Origin of the sequence: Mediterraneibacter catenae (assembly GCF_008691045.1) — a bacterium.
Classification (GTDB): Bacteria; Bacillota; Clostridia; order Lachnospirales; family Lachnospiraceae; genus Mediterraneibacter; species Mediterraneibacter ornithocaccae.
In genome coordinates, this window is record NZ_VMSO01000002.1 from 105,586 (window position 1) to 128,916 (window position 23,331).

Sequence of the window (23,331 nt, forward strand, 5' to 3'; positions counted from 1 at the left end):
TGATGATAGTATAATAGCAAAGCGGGTTGCGGAAAGGAACTCCGAAGCCCGCAAGAATATGGGGTCTTAGCTCAGCTGGGAGAGCATCTGCCTTACAAGCAGAGGGTCATAGGTTCGAGCCCTATAGGCCCCATATACAACCTGAATATGGCGGAATAGCTCAGTTGGCTAGAGCACACGGTTCATACCCGTGGTGTCGCTGGTTCAAATCCAGTTTCCGCTACTCGGAGGATCTGCTGATGCAGGTCCTTTTTTCTTACTGTGGATTAATCCTGCAAGTTATGCTAGAATAATGCACAGAATAACTACGGAGGATAAAGAGATGAACAAAAAAGCAGGATATGCGTTTCGTATCGTACTCGGAGGATATCTGGCATATTTGGGAATAAGGCTTCTGCTCCAGATGGTAAAAGAGAAGCCGAGCAATATGATACTTATGTGTGTAGTAGGGGCGATCTTTTTGATTATTGGCGGCGGATATGCAATCTACTGCATGAAAAAAGTATGGGATATCATAAAAGAGGAAAAGGGCTGGGGTGTTTCTGAAGAACAGAGCGAGAATAAAACGAAGGCTTCGACAGATTCCGCCAAAATAAGGCAGGTGAATATGCAGGCTACCCAGATAAAGGAAACGATAAGTGGAAGCGAAACAGCTAAAAAGACAGAGGAACAGCAATCTTTCAAAGTTGAAGAGCAGCGAAGGGCAGAGCCGGATGAACAAGAACAGGACAAACAAGAACCGGATAAACAAGAACCGGGGGGAGTAGAACAAATTATAGACGAACAGCTAACGAAAGCTGATGTAAAGCAAAAGGAGCAGGCGGGGGCTGAAGTGGCAGTCGATAAAGAGGAACAGGGCAATGAGCAGCCGGAGAAAGAAGAAAAGAATACGAATGAGGACAAGTCTGTAGTATTCGCGGGTGATGACCGAGTAATAAGAATTGAAAAAGAAAGCGGAGACGACAACGGGCAAAACAATCAGGAACCGGCTGAAGAAATTGAAAATGATTATGAGGAGAGATAAAAATGCGTGTGGGTATGGGCTATGATGTGCACCGGCTTACGACCGGAAGAAAACTGATAATGGGCGGTGTTGAGATTCCGTATGAGAAAGGCCTGCTGGGTCATTCCGATGCCGATGTACTGTTGCATGCGATAATGGATGCGCTTCTTGGGGCAGCTGCCCTGGGGGACATCGGGAAGCATTTTCCCGATACGGATCCGGAATATGAAGGAATATCTAGCTTAAAACTCCTGGAACATGTAGGACGGCTGTTGGATGAGTCGGGATATGTGATTGAGAATATCGATGCAACGATCATAGCACAGCGGCCGAAGATGCGTCCCCATATTGATCAGATGCGTGAAAATATCGCCGCTGCGCTTAAGATTGAGACGGATCAGGTAAATGTGAAGGCAACGACAGAAGAAGGACTTGGATTTACGGGAAGTGGCGAAGGGATTTCTTCCCATGCAATCTGTGCAGTTGAAAAATTTACTAATTATTCCAGTACAGATTTGGCATCGATGCCGGAAGTATGCGGTGGATGCTGTGCAAACAGATAGGATTGTTACAGCGTCGATGCAGAGTAGACAGTAATAAGAGGAGACAGCAAGATGATCGTGCGCAGACTGGAACAGAGCGAACACGGAAAGACCCGTTCTTTGTGGGAAGAAGTGTTTACAGAAGATACGAGTGCTTTCCTGGATTATTACTATTATATCAAGACAAAAGATAATCAGATTTATGTTGTGGAAGAGGATGGACAGATATGTTCTATGCTCCAGCTTAACCCCTATCTGCTGAAGATAGAAGAGAGCGAACGGCCGTCAGCATATATTATCGCGGTAGCGACAAAAGAGGAATACCGCGGACGCGGGTTTATGGGAAATCTTCTGAGACAGGCACTGAATGATATGTATACGGCAAAGGTGCCGTTTACTTTTCTGATGCCGGCCGCTGAGGCGATTTATACACCGTATGATTTCCGCTTTATTTACTCACAGCGTATAGGCATTCAGGATATTTCTTCCAATGTAGCCAGTGGTAAAGGAACTACGGTCCGAAACTGTACTTTCACGGATGCTGCTGTCTGGAACGCGGAAGAAATGGCAGCCTTTTTCAACAGCTATTTTGCAGATGTTTGGCAGGTACATGCGATTCGGGACAGCTCTTATTATCAGACGATGATCATGGAACAGCAGAGCGAAAGAGGCGGTGTCCGGCTGATCAGAGAAAACGGTGACCTTAAAGGGATTTATGCCTATGCGGCGGAAGACGGTCTTGAGATTCGGGAGCCCTTGTACCTTCCGGGATATGAAGATGCCTTCATCAGTTCGGTCCGCGAGCTTGCCGGAGTGACCGGAGAAAGCGGGAAAAGGTGTGAGAGTGCAAAGATCTATGCATGCCCGGAATATATGTCAGCAGAGAATAAGCCGATCATCATGGCAAGGGTTGTCTGCCTTCCGGAATTTCTCAAAGCCCTGAAAACAGATTCAAAGACTTCTGTGGACTGTTCATTTGCGGTGATCGACCCGATCATTTATCAGAACAGTCGTGTATGGCGTATTGCGAGCGGTGTGGATGAGACTGGGCTGGATGTACGGGAAACCGAGGATTCCGAAGGCGTACTTCCGATTGATGCGCTCACCGAGTTAATGTTCGGGCGTATTGGAATACAGGAGCTGCAGCGTCGGGAGGGCGTTATTATGACGGAACATCTGGCCGGGGAGCTGGAGAAGATTACAAAACTCACAAAAGTATTTCTCAATGAGGTTGTCTGAAGCTGCATGTTGACAAAAGCGAAAAATTTTCATAATATAAGGTATATGTGGGATAAAAGTAAAGGCTGTGAACGGAAAGAGTAGCAGATTCAGAAGCTCTCAGAGAGAGGATGCCGCCGGCTGAAAGCATCCTTGTGCAGAGAATATGTGAAGTGCGTCCGGGAGCTGACCCTGTGAAATGCGGAAAAGCCAAAGTAGCAGGGGACGTATTGCATACGTTACATGCTGTCAGAGTGAAAGAAGAATTTCTTTTAAATAGAGTGGAACCGCGGATATGACTTCGTCTCTTGTTTGAGACGGAGTTATTTTATTCTATAGGACAGTACAGAGGATTTCCCTATAGAAAAAGGTATTCCGTGTCAATTTTAACGAGGAGAAAAATATGGGTATAATATCTTATGTCAAAGAAGAGATACAGGTGATCCGAGAGCGGGATCCGGCTATCAAATCCAACATGGAAGTCTTTTTATATCCCAGTTTCCGGGTGATCCTGCGATACCGCCTGGCACATAAGCTGTATCTGAAAGGACACTATTTCTGGGCAAGATGGATCTCCCAGAGAGGAGCGCGCAAGACAGGGATCGAGATCCATCCCGGCGCGACTATAGGCAGGGGGCTTTTTATAGACCACGGCAGCGGAGTTATCATCGGCGAGACGACGGTCATCGGCGACAATGTTACCCTGTATCAGGGAGTAACGCTCGGCGGAACGGGAAAAGAGCAGGGGAAACGCCACCCGACATTAGAAGATAATGTAATGGTGAGCGCCGGAGCCAAGATACTCGGCTCATTCACGATCGGAGAAAATTCCAAGATAGGGGCCGGATCTGTCGTCCTTGAAGAAGTGCCGCCTAACTGTACTGTCGTAGGAGTGCCTGGGCGTATCGTACGCATGGATAATAAGAAAGTGCCTCGTCTTGACATGGATCAGGTACATCTTCCTGATCCTGTGCTGAATGATATCAGAAAACTTCAGGATGAGAATATCAGATTACACAACGAACTGAGAAATCTTATGAAAGAGCTCAGATGTATAGAAAAGAAAGGAGAAGACGATGAAGATCTATAATACAATGTCAAAGAGAAAGGAAGAATTTGTACCTCTCGAGGAGGGGAAAGTGAAGATGTATGTATGCGGCCCGACCGTTTACAACTTCATTCATATCGGAAATGCCCGTCCGATGATCGTTTTTGATACTGTGAGAAGATACTTTGAGTACAAAGGATATGATGTGAACTTTGTGTCAAACTTTACGGATGTGGATGACAAGATCATCAAGAAAGCGATTGAGGAGGGCGTGACAGCAGATGAAATCTCCAAACGCTACATTGCGGAATGTAAAAAAGACATGGATGCCATGAACATCAAACCAGCTACAAAGAATCCGCTTGCGACAGAAGAAATCTGCGGCATGGTGGACATGATCCAGACACTGATCGACAAGGGTTATGCATACGAGAAAAACGGAACCGTATATTATCGCACGAGAAAATTTAAGGATTACGGTAAGCTTTCTCATAAGAATCTGGATGACCTGCAGTCGGGCGGAAGAACACTCCTTGTTACGGGAGAGGACGAGAAGGAAGATCCGCTTGATTTCGTTCTCTGGAAACCGAAGAAAGAAGGAGAGCCCGCATGGAAATCTCCGTGGAGCGAAGGTCGTCCGGGCTGGCATATTGAGTGCTCGGAGATGTCGAAAAAATATCTCGGCGAACAGATTGATATCCATGCCGGCGGCGAAGATCTGATCTTCCCACATCATGAAAATGAGATCGCACAGAGTGAAGCTGCCAATGGCAAGGAATTTGCAAAATACTGGATGCATAATGGATTCCTCAACATTGACAACCGCAAGATGTCAAAATCACTGGGCAATTTCTTCACAGTACGGGAAATCAGTGAAAAATATGATCTGCAGATCCTGCGCTTTTTCATGTTAAGTGCACATTACAGAAGCCCGCTCAACTTCAGTGCAGATCTGATGGAAGCTGCAAAGACAAGTCTGGAGCGTATTCTCACGGCAGCAGAGAATCTCAGATTCCTCTCTAAAAATGCCGACGCCGGCGCCCTTACGGAAGAGGAAGAAGCGCTGCTTACTGATTCTGACAAATATGTACAGGGCTTCGAGGAGGCAATGGATGACGATTTCAATACAGCGGACGCTATCGCTTCGGTATTTGAACTCGTGAAATTTATCAACACGACTGCAGACGGAAGCAGATCGAAAGAATATCTTGACGGTCTGTACGAAAAGCTTTTCAGACTGACAGACGTTCTTGGAATCATTGTTGAGAAGAAAGAAGAAATGCTGGACGAAGAAATCGAAGCTTTGATCGAGAAGCGGCAGGCAGCGAGAAAAGAGAGAAACTTTGCACTGGCTGATCAGATCAGGGATGAACTGCTTGCCAAAGGGATCATCCTGGAGGATACCAGAGAAGGAGTAAAATGGAAAAAAGCTTAGAACACGGATTTGAGCACTATATCGCCGGAATTCCGGGCATGGCACAGGCGGACCCTAAGACGGTATCACCTCTTGTGCTTGCCTATATCGGCGACTGTGTATTTGACCTTATTATTAAACTGATGGTAGCAGGGAAGGGTAACCGTCAGGTACACAAGCTGCATGAAGAGACAAGCCATTATGTGCAGGCATCTTCCCAGTCTTACATGATGCGTTCCATGCAGGAACACCTCACGGAACAGGAACATGCAGTATATCGCAGAGGACGAAATGCGAGAAGCGTTACGCCGGCGAAAAACCAGTCTATTACAGATTACAGGAGAGCTACAGGATTCGAGGCTCTGATCGGTTATCTCTACCTGAACCATGAATATGAGAGACTGACAGAACTTGTGACGATCGGACTCAAAAGTATGGAAGAAAGAAATTTGAAAGAGGACGAATAATGCAGGATATCAAAAGAGAGAATACAGAAAATCAGAATGACCACACACTGGTGATTGAAGGCCGCAATGCCGTACTTGAGGCTTTTCGCTCGGGCAGAACGATCGACAAGCTGTTTGTGCTGGACGGATGCCAGGACGGGCCGGTCCGCACGATCGTACGAGAAGGAAAGAAGCACGGAAGCCTGCTGAGTTTTGTAAGCAGAGAGCGCTTGAACCAGCTTTCACAGACAGGGAAGCATCAGGGTGTGATCGCATATGCGGCCGCTTATGATTATTCAGAGATCGACGATATGCTGAAGCTTGCAGAGGAGAGGGGAGAAGATCCTTTCCTTCTTCTCCTGGACGGGATAGAGGATCCCCACAATCTCGGAGCGATCATACGGACAGCTAATATTGCGGGTGCCCACGGCGTCATCATTCCAAAACGCCGTGCTGTCGGGCTCACAGCTACAGTTGCAAAGACATCTGCGGGAGCGCTCAATTACACACCGGTTGCAAAAGTTACAAATCTGGTCAAGACGATCGAAGAACTCAAGGAAAAGGGGTTGTGGTTTGTCTGTGCGGATATGGACGGCGAGACTATGTATGACCTGAATCTGACAGGGCCTATCGGACTTGTGGTAGGAAATGAGGGCGAAGGTGTAAGCCGTCTCGTAAAAGAAAAATGTGATTTTATTGCGGGTATTCCGATGAAAGGCGAGATTACTTCCCTTAATGCGTCTGTTGCAGGAGGAATCCTTGCATATGAGATAGTGAGACAGAGGTTGAGCAGACAATAAAGCCGGGACGGTGAATCATGAGGAAATATGACAGAATGACAGACGAACAGCTTATCAATGAGCTAAGATCCGGCGACCAGGGCATTATGGATTATATTATGGATAAATATAAATCTATGGTGCGAAAGAAGGCACGGGCTATGTTTCTTCTCGGAGGTGAGAACGAGGATCTTATACAGGAGGGGATGATCGGCCTGATCAAAGCGGTCCGTGATTATGATCCGGTTTTGGGGAATTCTTTCTCCAGCTTTGCGGAACTGTGTGTGTCGCGTCAGATGTACAGCGCGATCGAGGCGTCGAAACGGAAAAAGCACCTGCCGCTCAATCACTATATTTCATTGTATGAAGAAAGTGAGAACCATCAGGATGGAGGAAATAAGATGCAGCTGATCGATATGATCGAGCCGGAGCAGGAGAATGATCCGGAGGCGCTTTATTTCAGCAGGGAATATACGGAAGCCTTTATCGAGCAGCTCAAGGAGATGTTAAGTCCTTTTGAAAATCATGTGTTGTATCTCCACCTCATGGGGACAGATTATAAAAAGATTGCGGAAATCCTGGAGAAGAGTCCAAAATCCATCGACAATGCAATCCAGAGAATAAGAGGAAAGGCGGAGAAAATGCTCCGCCGGGGGGATTAGCGCAGACAGCCGCAAGAGCAGTTCTGTGTAAATTACAATGTACAGACAAGAAATAGAAGGAGACAAAAGAATGAAAAAAGCTGCAAATTACGGAATGGCTGTCCTCGTGTTCGCAATTACAATGGTTCTGATGAATGGTTCAGCGATACTGCTGTCACTGGGCACATCGATATTTGGAATGTTTATCGGCGGATATAACGGAGCGGATATGACCTATAATTTTCTTATGGACAATCTGAATCTGTATTCCTGCATGATCTATGTGATAACGGGAACAGTTTTTCTGCTGTGGTATTATTTTGTGTTTATTGAACCTGCGGGATTAAATAAGTTTGTAAATGCGCAGACAGGAAAGCTCAGCCCTGTGTGCTTTATTTGGCTTGTTCCACTGGCGTTTGCCGTCCAGCATGCCATTTCACTGCTTATAGGGGCAATCGCGATGATCGCACCGTCAGCAATGGAGAGTTATACTGAGCTTGTAGATTCTTCAGGCCTGACAGAGTATTCACCTGTATGGGTGATCGCGACGCTGATACTTCCGCCTCTGGTAGAAGAGATGATTTTCCGCGGGCTGATCCTGCAGTATTTGAGAAAAGCCGGCGCCTGCTTCATAGTGGCAAACCTGCTCCAGTCTGTTCTCTTCGGCATATTCCATATGAATCTTGTGCAGGGAGTCTATGCTGCTTTTCTGGGATTTTTGCTCGGATATCTGGCCTGGCGTTATCAAAGCCTGATTGTGCCGATGGCAATGCACGCACTGTTTAACTTCTTCGGAACGGCGGTGATCGAGTTTGAAAATGCGTTTCTGCCGGATTTTCTTCTGGGACTTATTATTCTTGCAAGCGTACCGCTTACAGCAATCGTGCTTGTAATGATGCATTTCGGGATTGGTGAGAAAAAGAAAGGAAAACAGGAAAGATGAGATTTGTGATTCAAAGGGTAAAAGAGGCGTCTGTGAGTGTGGACCGGCAAGTGATCGGAGCGATAGGAAAAGGGTATCTTGTGTTGATCGGCGTCTCCGACAGTGACACAAAACAGACCGCGGACAAGATGATAAAGAAAATGATCGGGCTTCGGATATTTGAAGACGAAAACGGGAAGACCAACCTGTCCCTGGCGGACGTGGACGGCAGCCTGCTGCTTGTTTCACAATTTACACTGTACGCGAACTGTAAGAAGGGAAACAGGCCGAGCTTTATCGAAGCCGGATCGCCAGATAAGGCGAACGAACTTTATGAATATATAATCGGGGAATGTAAAAAGTCTGTACCGGAGGTACAGACGGGAAGTTTCGGAGCAGAGATGGAAGTAAGCCTGATAAATGACGGCCCGTTTACTATCCTTCTGGATTCTGAAAAACTGTAAAAAGACAAAAAAATAAAGCTGTCTAGGGGACTTGAACCCCCGACCTCCGCCTTACCAAGGCGACGCGCTACCGACTGCGCCAAGACAGCTTACTGCGTATGCTTTCATACGCAAAGATTAATATACACCAGTTCGTCTTATATTGTCAAGAGAAAAATGCAATGATTCCTGTCATTTTCTTTTTTCGCAGAAGGTATATGTTATACTAAAAAACACAGTGGTGTTTCAGGTGTTATGGTACTCCGGAGGAAAATATGAAAATAGGAAGAGAGGAGCTTGAGGACTTAAGAGAGGGACTGGAGAGATTAACAGATTTTATCAGAAATATGGAGCAGGGAGAACTGCCGTATTTTTACCGGTATTTTGATACGATGAAGAACAACATTGAGATTTTTTTCTGGATGGACGGTGAAGATATAGAAGATTTTCTGCCGGTGCTCGAGAGAGACTGGGAAGCATCACACACAACGGTTATCGGAGTACAGAATTATGATATCCGGAAAGAACATCCGGATCTTGATCCTGTATTATGCATATATTTTGCTGGGCTTCTGTCAAATGTCGGGCGATTTTTCGAATACAGGACTGCGGAGCGGCCTGCGTTCACGAGACCGTAAGATTTCCTTGTGGTCATTTGCATTTTATGGTAAGATAACTTTCATGAATGTTTGCGTTATTAGAGGAGGAGACAATGGAAAACGAAACTGTTTCAAAGAATTTTATAGAACAGGAAATAGACAAAGATCTTGCAGAAGGTGTTTATGATCATGTATGTACGAGATTTCCACCTGAGCCGAACGGCTATCTCCATATCGGACATGCCAAGTCGATTCTTTTAAATTACGGACTTGCCCAGGAGTACGGCGGAACGTTCCACATGAGATTTGATGATACAAATCCTACGAAAGAGAAGATGGAGTTTGTAGACTCGATCAAAGAAGATATTAAATGGCTCGGTGCGGATTGGGGTGAGCACCTCTATTTTGCATCTGATTATTTCGATCAGATGTATGAATGTGCTGTCAAGCTGATTAAAAAGGGCAAAGCATTTGTCTGTGATCTTACTGCGGAAGAGATGAGAGAATACCGCGGCACTCTGACGGAACCGGGAAAAGAGAGTCCTTACCGCAACCGTTCTGTGGAGGAGAACCTGAAGCTTTTTGAAGAAATGCGGGAAGGGAAATATAAGGACGGAGAAAAAGTTCTTCGCGCCAAGATTGATATGGCATCTCCGAATATCAACATGCGTGACCCGATCATTTATCGTGTGGCACACATGACTCACCACAATACCGGCGATAAATGGTGCATCTACCCGATGTATGATTTTGCTCATCCGATCGAGGATGCTATTGAAGGGATTACACATTCTATCTGTACACTTGAGTTCGAAGATCACAGACCGCTCTACGACTGGGTAGTTCGTGAATGTGAGTTTAAAAATCCGCCGAGACAGATCGAATTCGCAAAACTGTATCTGACTAATGTGGTGACAGGTAAGCGCTATATCAAGAAACTGGTAGAAGACGGGATCGTTGACGGATGGGATGACCCGCGTCTGGTGTCTATAGCGGCGCTTCGCAGACGTGGATTTACACCGGAGTCGATTAAGATGTTCATTGATCTGTGTGGTGTTTCAAAGGCGCAGAGTTCTGTAGATTATGCGATGCTTGAGTACTGTATCCGTGAGGACCTCAAGATGAAGAAACCGCGTATGATGGCTGTCCTTGATCCGATCAAACTGGTCATTGACAATTATCCGGAAGATCAGATTGAGTATCTGGACGTGGCGAATAATCTTGAAAACGAAGAACTGGGAAGCAGAAAGGTTCCGTTTGGGCGTGAACTTTATATTGAGAGAGAAGACTTTATGGAGGAACCTCCTAAGAAATATTTCCGCCTGTTCCCGGGAAATGAAGTACGTCTGATGCACGCTTATTTTGTAAAATGCGTAAGCTATGAAAAGGACGAGAACGGCAAAGTGACGGTCGTGCACTGCACATACGATCCTGAGACAAAAGCAGGAAGCGGATTTACCGGAAGAAAAGTAAAAGGTACGATACATTGGGTGCCGGCCTCCCATGCGGTGAAAGCAGAAGTGCGCCTGTATGAAAATCTCATCGATGAGGAAAAAGGTGTATACAATAAAGAGGACGGATCCCTGAACCTGAATCCTAATTCTCTTATCGTGATAAAAGATGCTTTTGTAGAACCGAGCTTTGAGGGATACGGAGCATATGACAGTTTCCAGTTTGTACGCAATGGATACTACTGTATCGATGCGCATGACTCTAAACCGGAACAGCTTGTATTCAACAGGATCGTGTCACTTAAGAGCTCATTTAAACTGCCGAAGAAGTAATATATGAATGAGCTAACGATCAATCTGAAGACAGAAGGAAAAACACCGCTGTATGAACAGATTTATGAATATATCCGTTCAGAGATCAGGGAAGGACATATCGTGAGCGGCGAGAAGCTTCCGTCTACGCGTGCACTGAGCCGTTATCTCGAGGTGAGCCGGAGTACTGTGGAATTGGCATATGAGCAGCTGCTTTCCGAAGGATATATTGAAGCGCAGCCGTATCGGGGGTATTTTGCCGCTCAGGTTGACGGTCTGTATCAGTTCCGCAGCCAGGATCAGCAGGAAAAGAAGATCAGTCCGAAAGCAAAAAAGTCATATTGCTATGACTTTACGCCGAACGGTGTAGATCTGAAGAGCTTTCCGTATAATGCCTGGAGAAAACTGTCGAAGGAATGTCTGTCCGATGACCGGGCAGAACTCTTTCGACTTGGATGTCCACAGGGCGAATATGGGCTGCGCAGGGCGATCAGTAGTTACCTGCACCAGGCTCGGGGAGTAAACTGTACTCCGGATCAGATTATTGTCGGAGCAGGAAACGATTATCTCATGATGCTGCTCTGCGCTATTATCGGAACCAGGCATAAAGTTGCTCTCGAGAATCCTACGTATAAACAGGCGTACAGGCTGTTCGAAAATCTTTCGTGTGAGGTCTGTACAGTCGATATGGATGCAAAAGGAATGAGGGTGGACGAACTTGAGGCATCAGGCGCGGATATTGCATTTGTGATGCCCTCACATCAATATCCCCTTGGGACTGTAATGCCGATCAAAAGAAGGATGGAACTGCTCGGATGGGCAAACGAAGGAGTAAACCGGTATATCATAGAAGATGATTATGACAGCGAGTTTCGCTATAAAGGTAAGCCGATACCGGCTCTGCAGGGCTATGACGGAAAGGGAAAAGTCATTTATATAGGGACATTTTCCAAATCGATCGCACCTGCGATCCGTATGAGTTATCTTGTGTTGCCGGATGAGCTTTGCGGTGTATATGATAAACGCTGCGGATTTATCAATTCAACTGTTTCGAAAGTGGATCAGCTTATCCTGCAGAAATTTATTGATGAAGGGTATTATGAGCGCCATTTGAATAAAATGCGCGCCCTTTATAAAAGCAGGCATGATACACTCCTCTCAGCACTGAAGGACTGGCGCGGGGACTTTACTGTTTCCGGCGAGAATGCGGGAGTCCATCTCCTTTTGCATTTCCGCGATGGAAGAAGCGAGCAGGATTTGATCCGGCTTGCTGAAGAAAAAGGCATCAAGGTTTATGGTCTTTCAGAATATTTTGTCGAGGGCGAAAAGAAAAGAGAATCTGTTATACTTCTGGGATATGCAAATATGAATGAAGAAAAGATCAAAGAAGCAGTTGAACTGTTAAAAAAAGCATGGAAAAAATAAACTGCCGGGAGATAATACTCCCGGCAATATTCGTATCTGTGATATCATTCTTCTTCTGAAGATTCATCGGATTCATTTGCATCCGTTTCAGTATCTTTTTCTGACGTCTTCCCGGACTCTTTTTTCAGAGACACATATTCCCTTTCTGCCGGCTGTAAATCGGCATCAAGGTCGAAATCCTCATCCTCTGTAAAATCTGACTTGTTTTCGTCAATATCGCCGGAACTGTTTTTGCAGAAGTATGCAATGGCAAGTCCGATCGCTGTTCCGATGACAGCAAAGATACCAAACCATTTAATTAATTTTTTCAATGCAAGATCTCCTTTCTGCCAGAAGATGTACTCCGGATAGTATTACGACAGGAGAACATCCCGAATATGTTTATTATTGTAATACTTTTTCATATTAATTACAATAGCCGGAAATGAAAATAACATTTTACAGAAAGGCAAATCTATAGTATAATTCTAACGGCGGCTGTTTGCTGAAGCCGCTGTCAATAATATATCGGCTAACACGATACGCAGGAGGAATAAAAATGGTAAAAGCAGTAGTTGGTGCAAACTGGGGCGATGAAGGAAAGGGCAAGATCACAGATATGCTCGGAAAAGAATCCGATATCATCGTACGTTTTCAGGGTGGTGCGAACGCAGGCCACACGATCGTAAACGATTATGGCAAATTTGCGCTGCATACACTGCCGTCCGGAGTATTTTACGGACATACGACGAGTATTATCGGAAACGGAGTTGCACTTGATGTGCCCAGATTATTTGAAGAGATCAAGTCCATCGTGGACCGCGGTGTTCCGATGCCAAAGATCCTTGTCTCTGACAGAGCGCAGATGGTAATGTCCTATCACAAGAATTTTGATGCCTATGAGGAGGAACGTCTGGGAGGAAAATCTTTCGGTTCCACAAAATCGGGAATCGCACCATTCTATTCGGACAAATATGCGAAGATCGGTTTCCAGGTGAGCGAACTCTTTGACGATGATCTGCTCAGAGAAAAAGTTGTCCGGATCGCAGAACAGAAAAACGTGCTGCTCGAACATCTTTACCATAAACCTCTGATCGATCCTGATGAATTATACAAAGAGCTGATGAGCTACAAAGAGATGGTAGAGCCTTATGTATGCAATGTATCTCTGTTCCTTCACAATGCTCTGAAGGAAGGAAAGAACATTCTGTTAGAGGGACAGCTCGGTTCACTGAAAGACCCGGATCACGGAATTTATCCGATGGTCACATCTTCATCCACACTTGCAGCATACGGAGCAATCGGCGCAGGTATCCCGCCGTATGAGATCAAGCAGATCATCACAGTGTGCAAGGCATATTCCAGCGCAGTCGGAGCAGGCGCTTTTGTAAGCGAAATATTCGGTGATGAGGCCGACGAACTGAGAAACCGCGGAGGAGACGGCGGCGAGTACGGCGCTACAACAGGACGTCCGAGACGTGTGGGATGGTTTGACTGTGTTGCTTCCAAATACGGCTGCAGAATGCAGGGCACGACAGACGTAGCATTTACAGTACTCGATGTTCTCGGATATCTGGACGAAATCCCGGTGTGCGTGGGATATGAGATCAATGGTGAAGTTACAACAGAATTTCCGGTTACACATCTTCTTGAAAAAGCAAAACCTGTATTCAAGACACTCCCGGGATGGAAGACGGATATCCGGGGAATCAAAAAGTATGAAGATCTTCCGGAAAACTGCAGGAATTATATTGAGTTTATAGAAAAGGAGATCGGTTACCCGATCACAATGATCAGTAACGGTCCGGGAAGAGAAGATATCATCTACCGCAACAGATAAGATGCCGCATATTTAATAATATCCGGCAAACAGACGTAAGCACAAAGCTATAAATCTGCCGATGTACAGTGCCGTATCAGGCCGGAAGTACAGCGGCAGATTTTTTGTCATATCTCCGAATATTGAAGCATATAATATAAGGCTGAGATTAAAGAAGGAGGTATTTTTATGCGTCAGGACAATAATGAAACGGCAGGGAATATGATATCGATGGAAGAATACCTGAAGAGGAGACAAGCGATGACACCGCCTGCCGGCAGAGGGCAGACGGAGAGTGCAAAAGAGACAGAGACAGCTCTTAAACTGGCAGAGCTGTTATATGTCTGATCGATCACGATCCTGATCATTACCGCGGTCTTTTAACAGACGGGCAATCAGTATGAAAGCATATAATAAGACCGGGATCAGTATGGTTGCAGCTATGGAGGCTTTGAGCAGGGCGTCAGCCGTCGGTGAGTCGATGAGTGCAAAGACCAGAGTGGCAGCATACATGCATATAAGCAGGATAGCTCCGATCAGTGCGAGGATCCGTTTTAATTTATTCATAGTCATGCTCCTTGTTGTGATGTTGAGGTAACAGTTCAGTTCGCGTCATTTGCAAAGACGCAGCGTGCTTACTTCGGATGAACTGTTAACTACAGTATAACCAAAATAACGGTTTACGGCAAACAGAAATTGGTATATAATAGGTGACGATGGATTTTTAGATCAAAGATAAAGGAGTAATATACAATGAGTGAAAAAAGTTTATTAGATCAGTGGCGTAGTATGGCATATGACCAGACACTGTCAAAAGATCAGCTTGAAAAATTCTGGGCAAATTACTTTCTGATCGAGAAAGGAATCTATGAGAAGCTGCTTGCAGATCCGGATACAGTAGTGAAAGGAACTGTAAAAGAGCTGGCGGAAAAATATGGACAGGATGTTATGACAATGGTCGGATTCCTTGACGGTATTAATGACAGCCTTGTGACACCGAACCCGATAGAGACTATGACTGAGGATACGGAAGTAAGCCTTGGATTTGACAAAGAGAGTCTTTATAAAAACATGGTAGATGCGAAGGCTGACTGGCTGTATGAACTGCCTCAGTGGGATGCGATTTTTGATGAAGAGACAAGAAAGCGTCTCTACAGGGAGCAGAAAGCATCGGGGACGATCCGCAAGCCGAAGAAGATCGGAAGAAATGATCCGTGTCCGTGCGGCAGCGGCAAAAAGTATAAAAAGTGCTGCGGAAGAAATGTATAAATGAGATATTATTTTCTGATCACAGGCATTTTGTGTATTGTGTATTATCTGATACTTGTATGGTATTCACGAAAGCTGCGATCGACTTTTGCAGTCTTCTGGCTGTTTGGCGGCGGCGTACATCTTATTTTGGGATGTGCGCCGTTTCCTGCATACATGTATACTTTGATAGCTCTGGTCTGTGCAGCAGGCTGGATCTGTCTCGCAGCTGTCGAGGCAAAGATATTATCCGGCATGGTCTCACGCTGTGACAGGGAGACAGACTGGATCATTGTCCTGGGTGCACAAGTAAAAGGAAGAAATATCACAGATTCGTTAAAACGACGTCTCGACAAGGCTGTCACATATCTGAAACGTTTTCCGGAAACAAAAGTTATTGTCTCCGGAGGACAGGGGCCCGGTGAAGAGATTTCCGAGGCGGAGGCGATGGCTGAATATATGATCCGATGCGGGATCAGCAGCAGAAGGATAATAAAAGAAGACCTTTCTACATCAACCCGGGAAAATCTGCAGTACAGCAGGAAATATGTGGATGCGGATAAAGAGAAGATCGGGATCGTAACAAATGGATTTCATATGTACAGGGCGCTTCTGATCGCAGCCCGGGAGGGGTATCGGAATGTATATAAGATCCCTGCCAGTTCAAATCCCGTATTCCAGATCAATTATCTGATGAGAGAGTTCTTTGCGGTTATTCATGTGTGGCTTAGTGACAAAATGAAATGAGGAAAATAAAAATGAAAAAAGATAATGTATTGAAACAAGAAGAGTGCTATATACTGAATAATGGTGTACAGATACCGGCCATAGCGTTCGGAACATATAAGGCAGCTGATGGAAAGAATGCAGATGTGATACGGATGGCGATCGAAGCAGGGTACAGATATTTTGATACAGCGTCTTTCTATGAAACAGAAACCTATCTGGCGGAGGCAATCCGCGAGAGCGGACGCTCCAGGGATGAATTTTTTATCGCAAGCAAACTTTGGAAAACTGAAATGGGATACGAGAATGTCAAGAGAGCATTCAGCCGTACTCTCGAGAACCTTGAGACAGATTATCTTGATCTTTACCTGATCCACTGGCCGCTGCCTGAGCCGGGATACAGGGAGTGGAAACAACTGGACAGAGAGACATGGAGAGCGATGGAAGATTTGTATGAGGAAGGGAAGATCCGGGCAATCGGCCTAAGCAACTTCCTGCCGTATCATATCGATAACATACTTAAAGACTGCCGAGTAAAACCTGCGGTGAATCAGATCGAATATCACCCCGGTTACAGCCAGGAAGCGACAGTATATTATTGTCAGGAGAGGGATATTCGCGTACAGGCATGGAGTCCGGTCGGTCGGCGTCGTGTTCTGGAAGAGCCGTTAGTGAAAGAACTGGCCGGGAAGTATGGAGTATCGCCGGCGCAGATCTGTCTGAAATTTGCAGTCCAGAGGGGGATAATACCTCTGCCGAAATCTTCCTCGATCGATCGAATGAAAGAGAATCTTGATCTGTATTCCTTTGAGATGGACCAGGAAGACATCTGGAAGCTCGCAACGATGCCCCAGGCAGGATGGTCGGGAGAACATCCGGACAGGGTGCGGGTGGCCATATGAACAAAACTGAGCGGTAAAGTATAATTTTATCGGCAGATGGGCATAATTGATTCTGAATCTGAAGAAAGAGGAGGTATCATTATGCCGGAGTTGAAATGTACGGTACAGACATGTGTACACAATCAGCAGTATCTTTGTGACCTTGACAAAATCCAGGTCGGTGGAGAGAATGCCAAGAATCCGCAGGAGACATGCTGCGACAGCTTTCAGGAAAGAAAAGAAGGAAGTTATGTTAATTCAATGAATTCCATGAATGAGGCGTCTGACCGCTCGGCTATCGACTGCAAAGCCACGAACTGTATGTACAACGAGCAGTGCAAATGTCATGCCGGAAAGATCAGCGTAGAGGGCGGAAGCGCAAGCTCGTCCGACGGAACCGAATGCGCGACATTTCAGTGCCATTGTGGTTAATTAAAAATATCAGAAGAATTAAGAGGGCGGGGGATTACCTGTCCTCTTATGATTTTGGACAAACTGTTCCTGTGAGCTGGCTGATTTTTCTTTCGTAAGAGCCGGGAGTAGAATATGAAAAGTTCGTGAGGCTTGCAAAACTTGTTGACTGCCTCGGAAAGTAAGCGGTATAATAATTTTACTGCACACTAAAGTATAAAGGGGATAATTATTATGCCGATTCGGGTACAAAACGACCTTCCGGTAAAAGAGATACTGGAACATGAAAATATATTTGTTATGGATGAGTACAGGGCTGCGCATCAGGATATCAGGCCTCTGAGTATCGGACTACTGAATCTGATGCCGCTGAAAGAGGACACTGAACTTCAGATCCTGCGTTCTCTGTCCAATACGCCCATCCAGGTGGATGTGACCTTTGTGCGAATGACGAGCCATGTGTCAAAGAATACCTCCACAAGCCATATTTATAAATTCTACGAGCCGTTTGAGAGTATCTGCGATAAGAAATTCGACGGATTCATCATAACAGGGGCACCGGTAGAGCAGATGCCGTTTGAAGAGGTGGACTACTGGGAAGAACTCAAGAAGATCATGGAGTGGACGAAGACGAATGTAACATCCACGCTGCACCTCTGCTGGGGAGCACAGGCAGGAATCTACTATCACTACGGGATCGATAAGGCAGATCTGCCTAAGAAACTGTCCGGTGTGTACCGGCACCGCGTGAGAAACCGCAGGATTCCGCTTGTGAGAGGGTTTGATGATGTGTTTATGGCGCCTCATTCAAGACATACGGAAGTACCGCAGGACTTGCTGGAGGCAGATGAGAGAATTACGATTCTGGCGGATTCCAGACAGGCGGGAGTATTTCTGTGCATGGCGCAGGAGGGCAGACAGATCTTCGTGATGGGACATCCGGAATATGACAGGATGACTCTGGACGCAGAGTATAAGAGAGATATGGGACGAGGCCTGAATCCGCAGATACCGGAGAACTATTATCCGGATGATGACCCGGAGAACAAGCCTGTACTTACCTGGAGATCACATGCAAACAACCTGTATACGAACTGGGTGAACTACTATGTATATCAGGCGACGCCTTACGATCTGTATGGGACGCCTGCAGCAGCTCAGCGCGACTGATGTTACGATTTTCAGTCTAAGTTTTCCGCTTTTTGCGTACATAGTCCTTTGGAGTATACATCGTATATTTTTTAAATACTGTTGAAAAATAACTGCTGGTCGAAAAGTTCAGAAGCATAGCTGTTTCAGTGACGGACTTCCCTTCGGTCAGCAGTTTTTTTGCATATTCGACTTTCTGGGCGTTAATAAAGTGGCGCGGCGAAACTCCGAGCTGATTCTTGAATTTCTGCTTAAACTGCGAGCAGGACAGACCTGCGGTAGCTGCCAGATCTTCCAGAGAAAGTTCCTGTGACGGATCTGCAAGGATTCTCTCATAGACTTTCCGGATGTCGGGGGACATGGGGAATGGTTCTCTTTTAGAGTAGCTGATAATCAGATGCAGGAACAAGAGCAGATGTGAAGCTATGAGAAAGGGATCTGCATTGTCTTTCGCCAGTTCAAATGTCTGCCGGATAAAAGGAACTGTCCTGCGGATCACTGTCCTAACGACATGGTGAGGCAGAGCTTTAAGCTGATCAATGAGGTGACGGGCAGCGGCACTGTTCAGAAAGAGAAAGTCATTCTCAGTGCTGATGTCAATCTGAAACCAGTAAAGGTCCCCTACAGTCACAGGAATCTGATTAGTTCCGTGTATCTCATTTGGAAACGAAACGAAAACTTCCCCTCCGGAGAATTCGTAGTCTTTCTCCTCTGTCGAAAATGAGAATGTCCCCTTGGCGGGAATGGAAAATTCAAATGCATCTTTATGATAATGCCAGAAAATAGGGAAGTTCCAGAGTGGCAAACCCGACTCAGGCGGATATCCCTCTGGACGAGCTGAGGGAAGAACTGGGTGAAGGAGTCACCATTGAATATATGGGGCTTGATAAGACAGATGCTTATCACAATGAGATCGGCCCGATGGAAAATGAAATCGTGAACAGAGGATATGACGCGGACGCAGTGCTTGTATTTGTAAACCAGAACTTTGCCTGCCACAGTGAGTCCATAGACCGCAATACGATCGAGATCCCGCCGAATCTTGAATATGCGATCCGCGCGGCAAGAAGGATCAATGACAGGGTAATTGTTGTTCTGAGCACGGCAGATGCCATTGCCACATGGAAATGGGAGTTCTGCGCAAAGGCGATCCTTGTCACATGGCTGTCCGGACAGGGAATGGGAAAGGCTGTCGCTAAGACTCTCTGCGGAGAGAACAATCCGTCAGGAAAGCTTCCTGAAACATTCCCGAAACATATAAAAGACGTAAAGAGTCTTGAGAATTATCCCGGCAACGAGCATACGGTCATATATGAAGAGAGGATGATGGTAGGGTACCGGCATTTTGATACAGATCATATTGAGCTGGATTATGAGTTCGGATTCGGCTTGTCCTACTCTGAATTCCGTTTCAGCGATCTGAAGCTGAATGAGAATGAGATTACATTTACTGTTGAAAATATAAGCGATGTGGACGGAGAAGAAGTAGCGCAGGTATATGTAGAATATCCGTGGGATTCATGGAACAGTCGCCCGCTCCATGAACTTCGGGCATTTAAAAAAGTGTCTGTTCCGGTAAGATCCATGTCGGCAATTCCTCCAGAAATCTTCCGCTCTGTGTTGAAAAAGCGATGAAACAGGATGAATATCTCACCAATGAACAGGTTATGAAATAAGACATTATCTGCCGCCCGGGGTATTTCGTGAATTTTTGCGAAATGCCCTGTTTTTATGCCCAAGTGAGTGGAAATGTGATATAATCCCATTATGTGCGATTCTGACAGAAGAGCGGTCAGCCCTGCTGTGCAGGGAATATACCGGGAGTCAAGGCTTATGTCTGCACGGCAAAAGAGGAGGAATTTAAGTGGATAACAGTCATTTTTCAACTTTGATAAATAATTTTCAGCAGGGCATCTTTGGTGCACTCAATGAGAAAAAGGAGGAGCTCTTAAAAGAAGGGCGAAAAGTCTATAACCTGTCTGTGGGAACTCCGGATTTTAAACCGGCGCCACATGTAATGAAAGCTATGCAGGAAGCGTGTGGAAAACCGGAAAGTTACAAGTATTCACTAGCAGATCTGCCGGAGCTTCTGGAGGCAGTACAGTATCGTTATAAAAAGCGTTTTGGGGTAGAAATTGACACCGATGAGGTTATGTCCGTCTATGGATCTCAGGAAGCTATGGCTCATATCGGAATGATCTTCTGTGATCCGGGCGATGTAATCCTTGTGCCGAATCCGGGATATCCTATGTTTGAGATGAGTGGTATTATGGCAAAGGCTGATGTGCAGTATTATACGATAGAGGAGAAGAACGGTTATCTGCCGGATCTTGACAGTATCCCGGCGGAAACACTGAAGAAGACGAAATATATGATCGTTTCTTATCCGCTGAATCCGGTCTGTGTATGCGCGCCGGATGAATTCTACGAGAAGCTGATCGCATTTGCAAAGAAAAATGATATCGTCATCCTGCATGACAATGCGTATTCGGACATTACATATACAGAAAAACCGGGAAAATCGTTCCTTGCCTATGAAGGGGCAAAGGATGTGGGGGTAGAATTTTATTCACTGTCCAAGTCCTATAACCTGACCGGCGCGAGAATATCTTTTGTAGTCGGAAACAAAGATATTATCAGCAAATTCCGTCTGCTGAGATCACAGATAGACTACGGCATCTTCTATCCGGTGCAGTATGCGGCGATCGCGGCTCTCACAGGACCGGATGATTTTATCGAGGAACAGCGGCAGGAATACGGGAGAAGAAACCGCGCCCTCTGCGGAGGTTTACGGCGGATCGGCTGGAACGTGCCCGACAGCAGGGGAACTATGTTCGTGTGGGCAAAGATTCCGGACGGATATGAGTCATCTGCTGATTTCTGTATGAAGCTGATGGAGCGTACCGGAGTGATCGTAACACCGGGAAGTGCGTTCGGCACAGGCGGAGAAGGATATGTGAGGATGGCTCTTGTAGTAGATGAGAATACGATAGAAGAGATCATCCGCGTACTTGATGAGTCGGGAATGTTCCGTTCATGAAAAGGATCTGCGGAGCAGACAGCGGAGGCGTGAGCGCAGGAAACTCCGTTCAGCATCGTGTTTTAAAGAAGAAGTAAGGAAGAGAGGAAACACATATGGAATATAACGAAGTCATAAAGAGTGCAAGAGGGTGTATCGGCCCGTACTGCAAAGCCTGTACGGTATGCAACGGAGCGGCATGCAAAAACACAATGCCGGGGCCGGGCGCAAAGGGAATCGGGGACCTTGCAATGCGCAACTACCAGAAATGGCAGGAGATCCGCATTAATATGGATACGATATGTGAACAGAAAGCACTGAATACAGAAATCGATCTGTTTGGCAAGAAATTTGCCTATCCCTTCTTTGCGGGGCCTGTGGGTGCAGTGAAACTGCATTACGGAGAGAAATATACGGACCAGGAATACAATGAAATCCTGTTGAAAGGCTGTGCAGACAATCGGATTGCTGCCTTTACCGGAGACGGAACAGATTACAATGTTATGATCGAGGCGACAGGAGCCATCGGGAAGCTGAACGGTCAGGGAATCCCCACAGTAAAACCGTGGGATCTGGAAACTATAAAGGAGAAGATGGAACTGGTCAGAAAATCAGGCGCATTTGCCGTGGCGATGGACATCGATGCTGCGGGGCTTCCATTTCTGCAGAATTTAACGCCACCGGCCGGAAGTAAATCTGTGGACGAACTCAAAGAGATCGTAAAGATGGCAGAGATCCCGTTTATTTTGAAAGGCATTATGACCCCGAAGGGAGCGCTGAAAGCGGCTGAAGCCGGAGTGCAGGGAATTGTTGTTTCGAATCACGGGGGAAGAGTGCTGGATCAGTGTCCGTCGACGGCAGAAGTTCTGCCGTCTGTTGTAAAGGCTGTCCGGGAGTCAGGAAGCCAGATGAAGATATTTGTGGACGGAGGGATCCGTACAGGAGTCGATGTGTTTAAGGCTCTTGCTCTCGGAGCGGATGCAGTGCTGATCGCACGCCCGTTTGTAACAGCTGTTTACGGTGGACAGGAAGAGGGAATAACTGCCTATGTAAATAAAATCGGCGCGGAACTCAAAGACACAATGCATATGTGCGGTGCGTTTTCGCTTGATGAGATCAACAGCGAGATGATCTGGAATTAAGTGCGGAGAAAAAGGCACTGGTGAGTGATATGTTATTATAAGATAGGAGAACAGCACATGAAGAGAATAGCAAGATTTGAGAAGGTGAGTTTTGAACAGTTTGTGGAGGGCTGGGGAGACACTCTGGGCATTACGGATCACGATAAAATCAGGGCGCTTTATGATGAGATACGTCTGCCGAGACGCGCGACAGCGGGAAGCGCAGGATATGATTTCTTTGCGCCGGCAGATATCACTCTCAGACCAGGGGAAACAATCAAGATCCCTACAGGCATCCGGGTATGGATGGAGCCGGAGTGGGTGCTCAAATGTTATCCGCGGAGCGGACTCGGGTTCAAGTACAGACTTCAGCTTAATAATACAGTAGGTATTATTGACAGTGACTATTATTATTCAGACAATGAAGGACACATATTCTCGAAGATTACTAACGACAGCAACGAAGATAAGACCGTGAACATTAAGGCGGGCGAAGGATTCATGCAGGGGATATTTGTGGAGTACGGCATAACTCTCGATGATGATGCCACAGAAGTGAGAAACGGCGGCTTTGGCAGTACGACAAAGTAGATCTTGCAGATGCTGTCCAATCGGGACTATTAGCATGTCTTTTTAGAAAGAACTTACAAAAATGTCATAAGAATTAAGAAAATCGTAAGAAGATATAATGGAAGAACACAGATTTGTCCGATATACTTTAGGTATGAAAGGAGT

General features: G+C 46.0%; 27 protein-coding genes, 3 tRNA genes and 1 other annotated feature. Of the genes, 26 read left to right on the forward strand and 4 right to left on the reverse strand.

The window, feature by feature from the left end; genetic code table 11:
• Positions 1–60 precede the first annotated feature (60 nt).
• The 12 genes from FNY66_RS02170 (at position 61) to dtd (ending at position 8,477) form a co-directional block, all read left to right on the forward strand.
• Positions 61–133 (forward strand) — tRNA-Val (locus FNY66_RS02170).
• Positions 134–149: 16 nt separating this feature from the next.
• Positions 150–223 (forward strand) — tRNA-Met (locus FNY66_RS02175).
• Positions 224–322: 99 nt separating this feature from the next.
• A complete protein-coding gene (locus tag FNY66_RS02180) occupies positions 323–1,024 on the forward strand; it encodes a hypothetical protein (protein WP_150310163.1) in 702 nt (233 codons plus the stop codon).
• A gap of 2 nt (positions 1,025–1,026) precedes the next feature.
• On the forward strand, positions 1,027–1,566 hold the full coding sequence (ispF, locus tag FNY66_RS02185; protein ID WP_087151490.1) for a 2-C-methyl-D-erythritol 2,4-cyclodiphosphate synthase: 540 nt from the start codon (positions 1,027–1,029) through the stop codon (positions 1,564–1,566).
• A gap of 51 nt (positions 1,567–1,617) precedes the next feature.
• Positions 1,618–2,784: a GNAT family N-acetyltransferase gene (locus FNY66_RS02190; protein ID WP_150310164.1), complete on the forward strand. Its 1,167-nt coding sequence runs from the start codon at positions 1,618–1,620 to the stop codon at positions 2,782–2,784.
• 58 nt (positions 2,785–2,842) lie between these two features.
• Positions 2,843–3,075: a binding site (T-box leader), on the forward strand.
• 91 nt (positions 3,076–3,166) lie between these two features.
• Entirely contained in the window at positions 3,167–3,853 is a 687-nt protein-coding gene (gene epsC / locus FNY66_RS02195) for a serine O-acetyltransferase EpsC (RefSeq protein WP_087151492.1), read from the forward strand.
• A complete protein-coding gene (cysS, locus tag FNY66_RS02200; RefSeq protein ID WP_150310165.1) occupies positions 3,840–5,246 on the forward strand; it encodes a cysteine--tRNA ligase in 1,407 nt (468 codons plus the stop codon). The genes epsC and cysS overlap by 14 nt, the downstream gene beginning before the upstream one ends.
• Complete coding sequence (locus FNY66_RS02205; RefSeq protein ID WP_087151494.1) at positions 5,231–5,692, forward strand: Mini-ribonuclease 3; 462 nt, start codon at positions 5,231–5,233, stop codon at positions 5,690–5,692. Before cysS ends, FNY66_RS02205 begins: the two co-directional genes overlap by 16 nt.
• Positions 5,692–6,471 carry a 23S rRNA (guanosine(2251)-2'-O)-methyltransferase RlmB gene (rlmB, locus tag FNY66_RS02210; protein ID WP_087151495.1) on the forward strand — a complete coding sequence of 260 codons (780 nt, stop codon included), beginning with the start codon at positions 5,692–5,694 and terminating at the stop codon, positions 6,469–6,471. Before FNY66_RS02205 ends, rlmB begins: the two co-directional genes overlap by 1 nt.
• Before the next feature lie 17 nt (positions 6,472–6,488).
• Positions 6,489–7,112, forward strand: a complete 624-nt coding sequence (locus FNY66_RS02215) for a sigma-70 family RNA polymerase sigma factor (RefSeq protein ID WP_087151496.1) — start codon at positions 6,489–6,491, stop codon at positions 7,110–7,112.
• A gap of 70 nt (positions 7,113–7,182) precedes the next feature.
• Positions 7,183–8,034, forward strand: a complete 852-nt coding sequence (locus FNY66_RS02220; RefSeq protein ID WP_190324756.1) for a CPBP family intramembrane glutamic endopeptidase — start codon at positions 7,183–7,185, stop codon at positions 8,032–8,034.
• Complete coding sequence (dtd, locus tag FNY66_RS02225; protein WP_150310167.1) at positions 8,031–8,477, forward strand: D-aminoacyl-tRNA deacylase; 447 nt, start codon at positions 8,031–8,033, stop codon at positions 8,475–8,477. Before FNY66_RS02220 ends, dtd begins: the two co-directional genes overlap by 4 nt.
• A gap of 16 nt (positions 8,478–8,493) precedes the next feature.
• Here the strand turns inward: dtd and FNY66_RS02230 are convergent.
• A tRNA-Thr gene (locus tag FNY66_RS02230) sits at positions 8,494–8,566 on the reverse strand.
• A 165-nt stretch (positions 8,567–8,731) separates the two neighbouring features.
• Here FNY66_RS02230 and FNY66_RS02235 point away from each other — a divergent pair.
• The 3 genes from FNY66_RS02235 to pdxR all read left to right on the forward strand — a co-directional run bounded on the left by FNY66_RS02235 (position 8,732) and on the right by pdxR (position 12,243).
• A complete protein-coding gene (locus tag FNY66_RS02235) occupies positions 8,732–9,094 on the forward strand; it encodes a hypothetical protein (protein ID WP_087151499.1) in 363 nt (120 codons plus the stop codon).
• Between the two features lie 74 nt (positions 9,095–9,168).
• Positions 9,169–10,839, forward strand: a complete 1,671-nt coding sequence (locus tag FNY66_RS02240; RefSeq protein ID WP_150310168.1) for a glutamine--tRNA ligase/YqeY domain fusion protein — start codon at positions 9,169–9,171, stop codon at positions 10,837–10,839.
• A 3-nt stretch (positions 10,840–10,842) separates the two neighbouring features.
• Positions 10,843–12,243 (forward strand): MocR-like pyridoxine biosynthesis transcription factor PdxR, encoded by a 1,401-nt coding sequence (gene pdxR, locus FNY66_RS02245; protein ID WP_087151501.1) that lies wholly within the window; start codon positions 10,843–10,845, stop codon positions 12,241–12,243.
• A gap of 44 nt (positions 12,244–12,287) precedes the next feature.
• On the opposite strand, the gene FNY66_RS02250 is transcribed toward pdxR, so the two are convergent.
• Positions 12,288–12,554: a hypothetical protein gene (locus FNY66_RS02250; protein WP_229409421.1), complete on the reverse strand. Its 267-nt coding sequence runs from the start codon at positions 12,552–12,554 to the stop codon at positions 12,288–12,290.
• Positions 12,555–12,781: 227 nt separating this feature from the next.
• Between FNY66_RS02250 and FNY66_RS02255 the strand changes: the two genes are divergently transcribed.
• Positions 12,782–14,062, forward strand: coding sequence for an adenylosuccinate synthase (locus FNY66_RS02255; protein ID WP_087152360.1), 1,281 nt, complete (start codon positions 12,782–12,784; stop codon positions 14,060–14,062).
• 168 nt (positions 14,063–14,230) lie between these two features.
• Positions 14,231–14,389, forward strand: coding sequence for a hypothetical protein (locus FNY66_RS15410; RefSeq protein ID WP_162607908.1), 159 nt, complete (start codon positions 14,231–14,233; stop codon positions 14,387–14,389).
• Here FNY66_RS15410 and FNY66_RS02260 read toward each other — a convergent pair.
• Entirely contained in the window at positions 14,378–14,608 is a 231-nt protein-coding gene (locus FNY66_RS02260) for a hypothetical protein (protein WP_087152359.1), read from the reverse strand. The two genes, FNY66_RS15410 and FNY66_RS02260, sit on opposite strands and share 12 nt — an antisense overlap.
• Before the next feature lie 186 nt (positions 14,609–14,794).
• On the opposite strand from FNY66_RS02260, the gene FNY66_RS02265 reads away from it, so the two are divergent.
• From FNY66_RS02265 to metA, 5 genes are all read left to right on the forward strand, one after another.
• Positions 14,795–15,310 (forward strand): SEC-C metal-binding domain-containing protein, encoded by a 516-nt coding sequence (locus FNY66_RS02265; protein WP_087152358.1) that lies wholly within the window; start codon positions 14,795–14,797, stop codon positions 15,308–15,310.
• Positions 15,311–16,036 (forward strand): YdcF family protein, encoded by a 726-nt coding sequence (locus FNY66_RS02270; protein ID WP_150310169.1) that lies wholly within the window; start codon positions 15,311–15,313, stop codon positions 16,034–16,036.
• 11 nt (positions 16,037–16,047) lie between these two features.
• On the forward strand, positions 16,048–16,917 hold the full coding sequence (locus FNY66_RS02275) for an aldo/keto reductase (protein ID WP_087152356.1): 870 nt from the start codon (positions 16,048–16,050) through the stop codon (positions 16,915–16,917).
• 81 nt (positions 16,918–16,998) lie between these two features.
• On the forward strand, positions 16,999–17,328 hold the full coding sequence (locus FNY66_RS02280; RefSeq protein ID WP_087152355.1) for a DUF1540 domain-containing protein: 330 nt from the start codon (positions 16,999–17,001) through the stop codon (positions 17,326–17,328).
• Positions 17,329–17,541: 213 nt separating this feature from the next.
• On the forward strand, positions 17,542–18,477 hold the full coding sequence (metA, locus tag FNY66_RS02285) for a homoserine O-acetyltransferase MetA (RefSeq protein ID WP_150310170.1): 936 nt from the start codon (positions 17,542–17,544) through the stop codon (positions 18,475–18,477).
• 16 nt (positions 18,478–18,493) lie between these two features.
• On the opposite strand, the gene FNY66_RS02290 is transcribed toward metA, so the two are convergent.
• Positions 18,494–19,087 (reverse strand): helix-turn-helix transcriptional regulator, encoded by a 594-nt coding sequence (locus FNY66_RS02290; protein ID WP_324613881.1) that lies wholly within the window; start codon positions 19,085–19,087, stop codon positions 18,494–18,496.
• A gap of 167 nt (positions 19,088–19,254) precedes the next feature.
• On the opposite strand from FNY66_RS02290, the gene FNY66_RS02295 reads away from it, so the two are divergent.
• From FNY66_RS02295 to FNY66_RS02310, 4 genes are all read left to right on the forward strand, one after another.
• Positions 19,255–20,091, forward strand: coding sequence for a glycoside hydrolase family 3 C-terminal domain-containing protein (locus FNY66_RS02295; protein WP_150310172.1), 837 nt, complete (start codon positions 19,255–19,257; stop codon positions 20,089–20,091).
• A 229-nt stretch (positions 20,092–20,320) separates the two neighbouring features.
• The gene (locus tag FNY66_RS02300) at positions 20,321–21,496 is read left to right on the forward strand and encodes an aminotransferase class I/II-fold pyridoxal phosphate-dependent enzyme (RefSeq protein WP_150310173.1); all 1,176 of its coding nucleotides are present in this window, start codon (positions 20,321–20,323) and stop codon (positions 21,494–21,496) included.
• Between the two features lie 95 nt (positions 21,497–21,591).
• Entirely contained in the window at positions 21,592–22,617 is a 1,026-nt protein-coding gene (locus FNY66_RS02305) for an alpha-hydroxy-acid oxidizing protein (RefSeq protein WP_150310174.1), read from the forward strand.
• A gap of 57 nt (positions 22,618–22,674) precedes the next feature.
• Positions 22,675–23,187, forward strand: a complete 513-nt coding sequence (locus tag FNY66_RS02310; RefSeq protein ID WP_087152345.1) for a dCTP deaminase/dUTPase family protein — start codon at positions 22,675–22,677, stop codon at positions 23,185–23,187.
• The last annotated feature ends 144 nt before the right edge of the window (positions 23,188–23,331 follow it).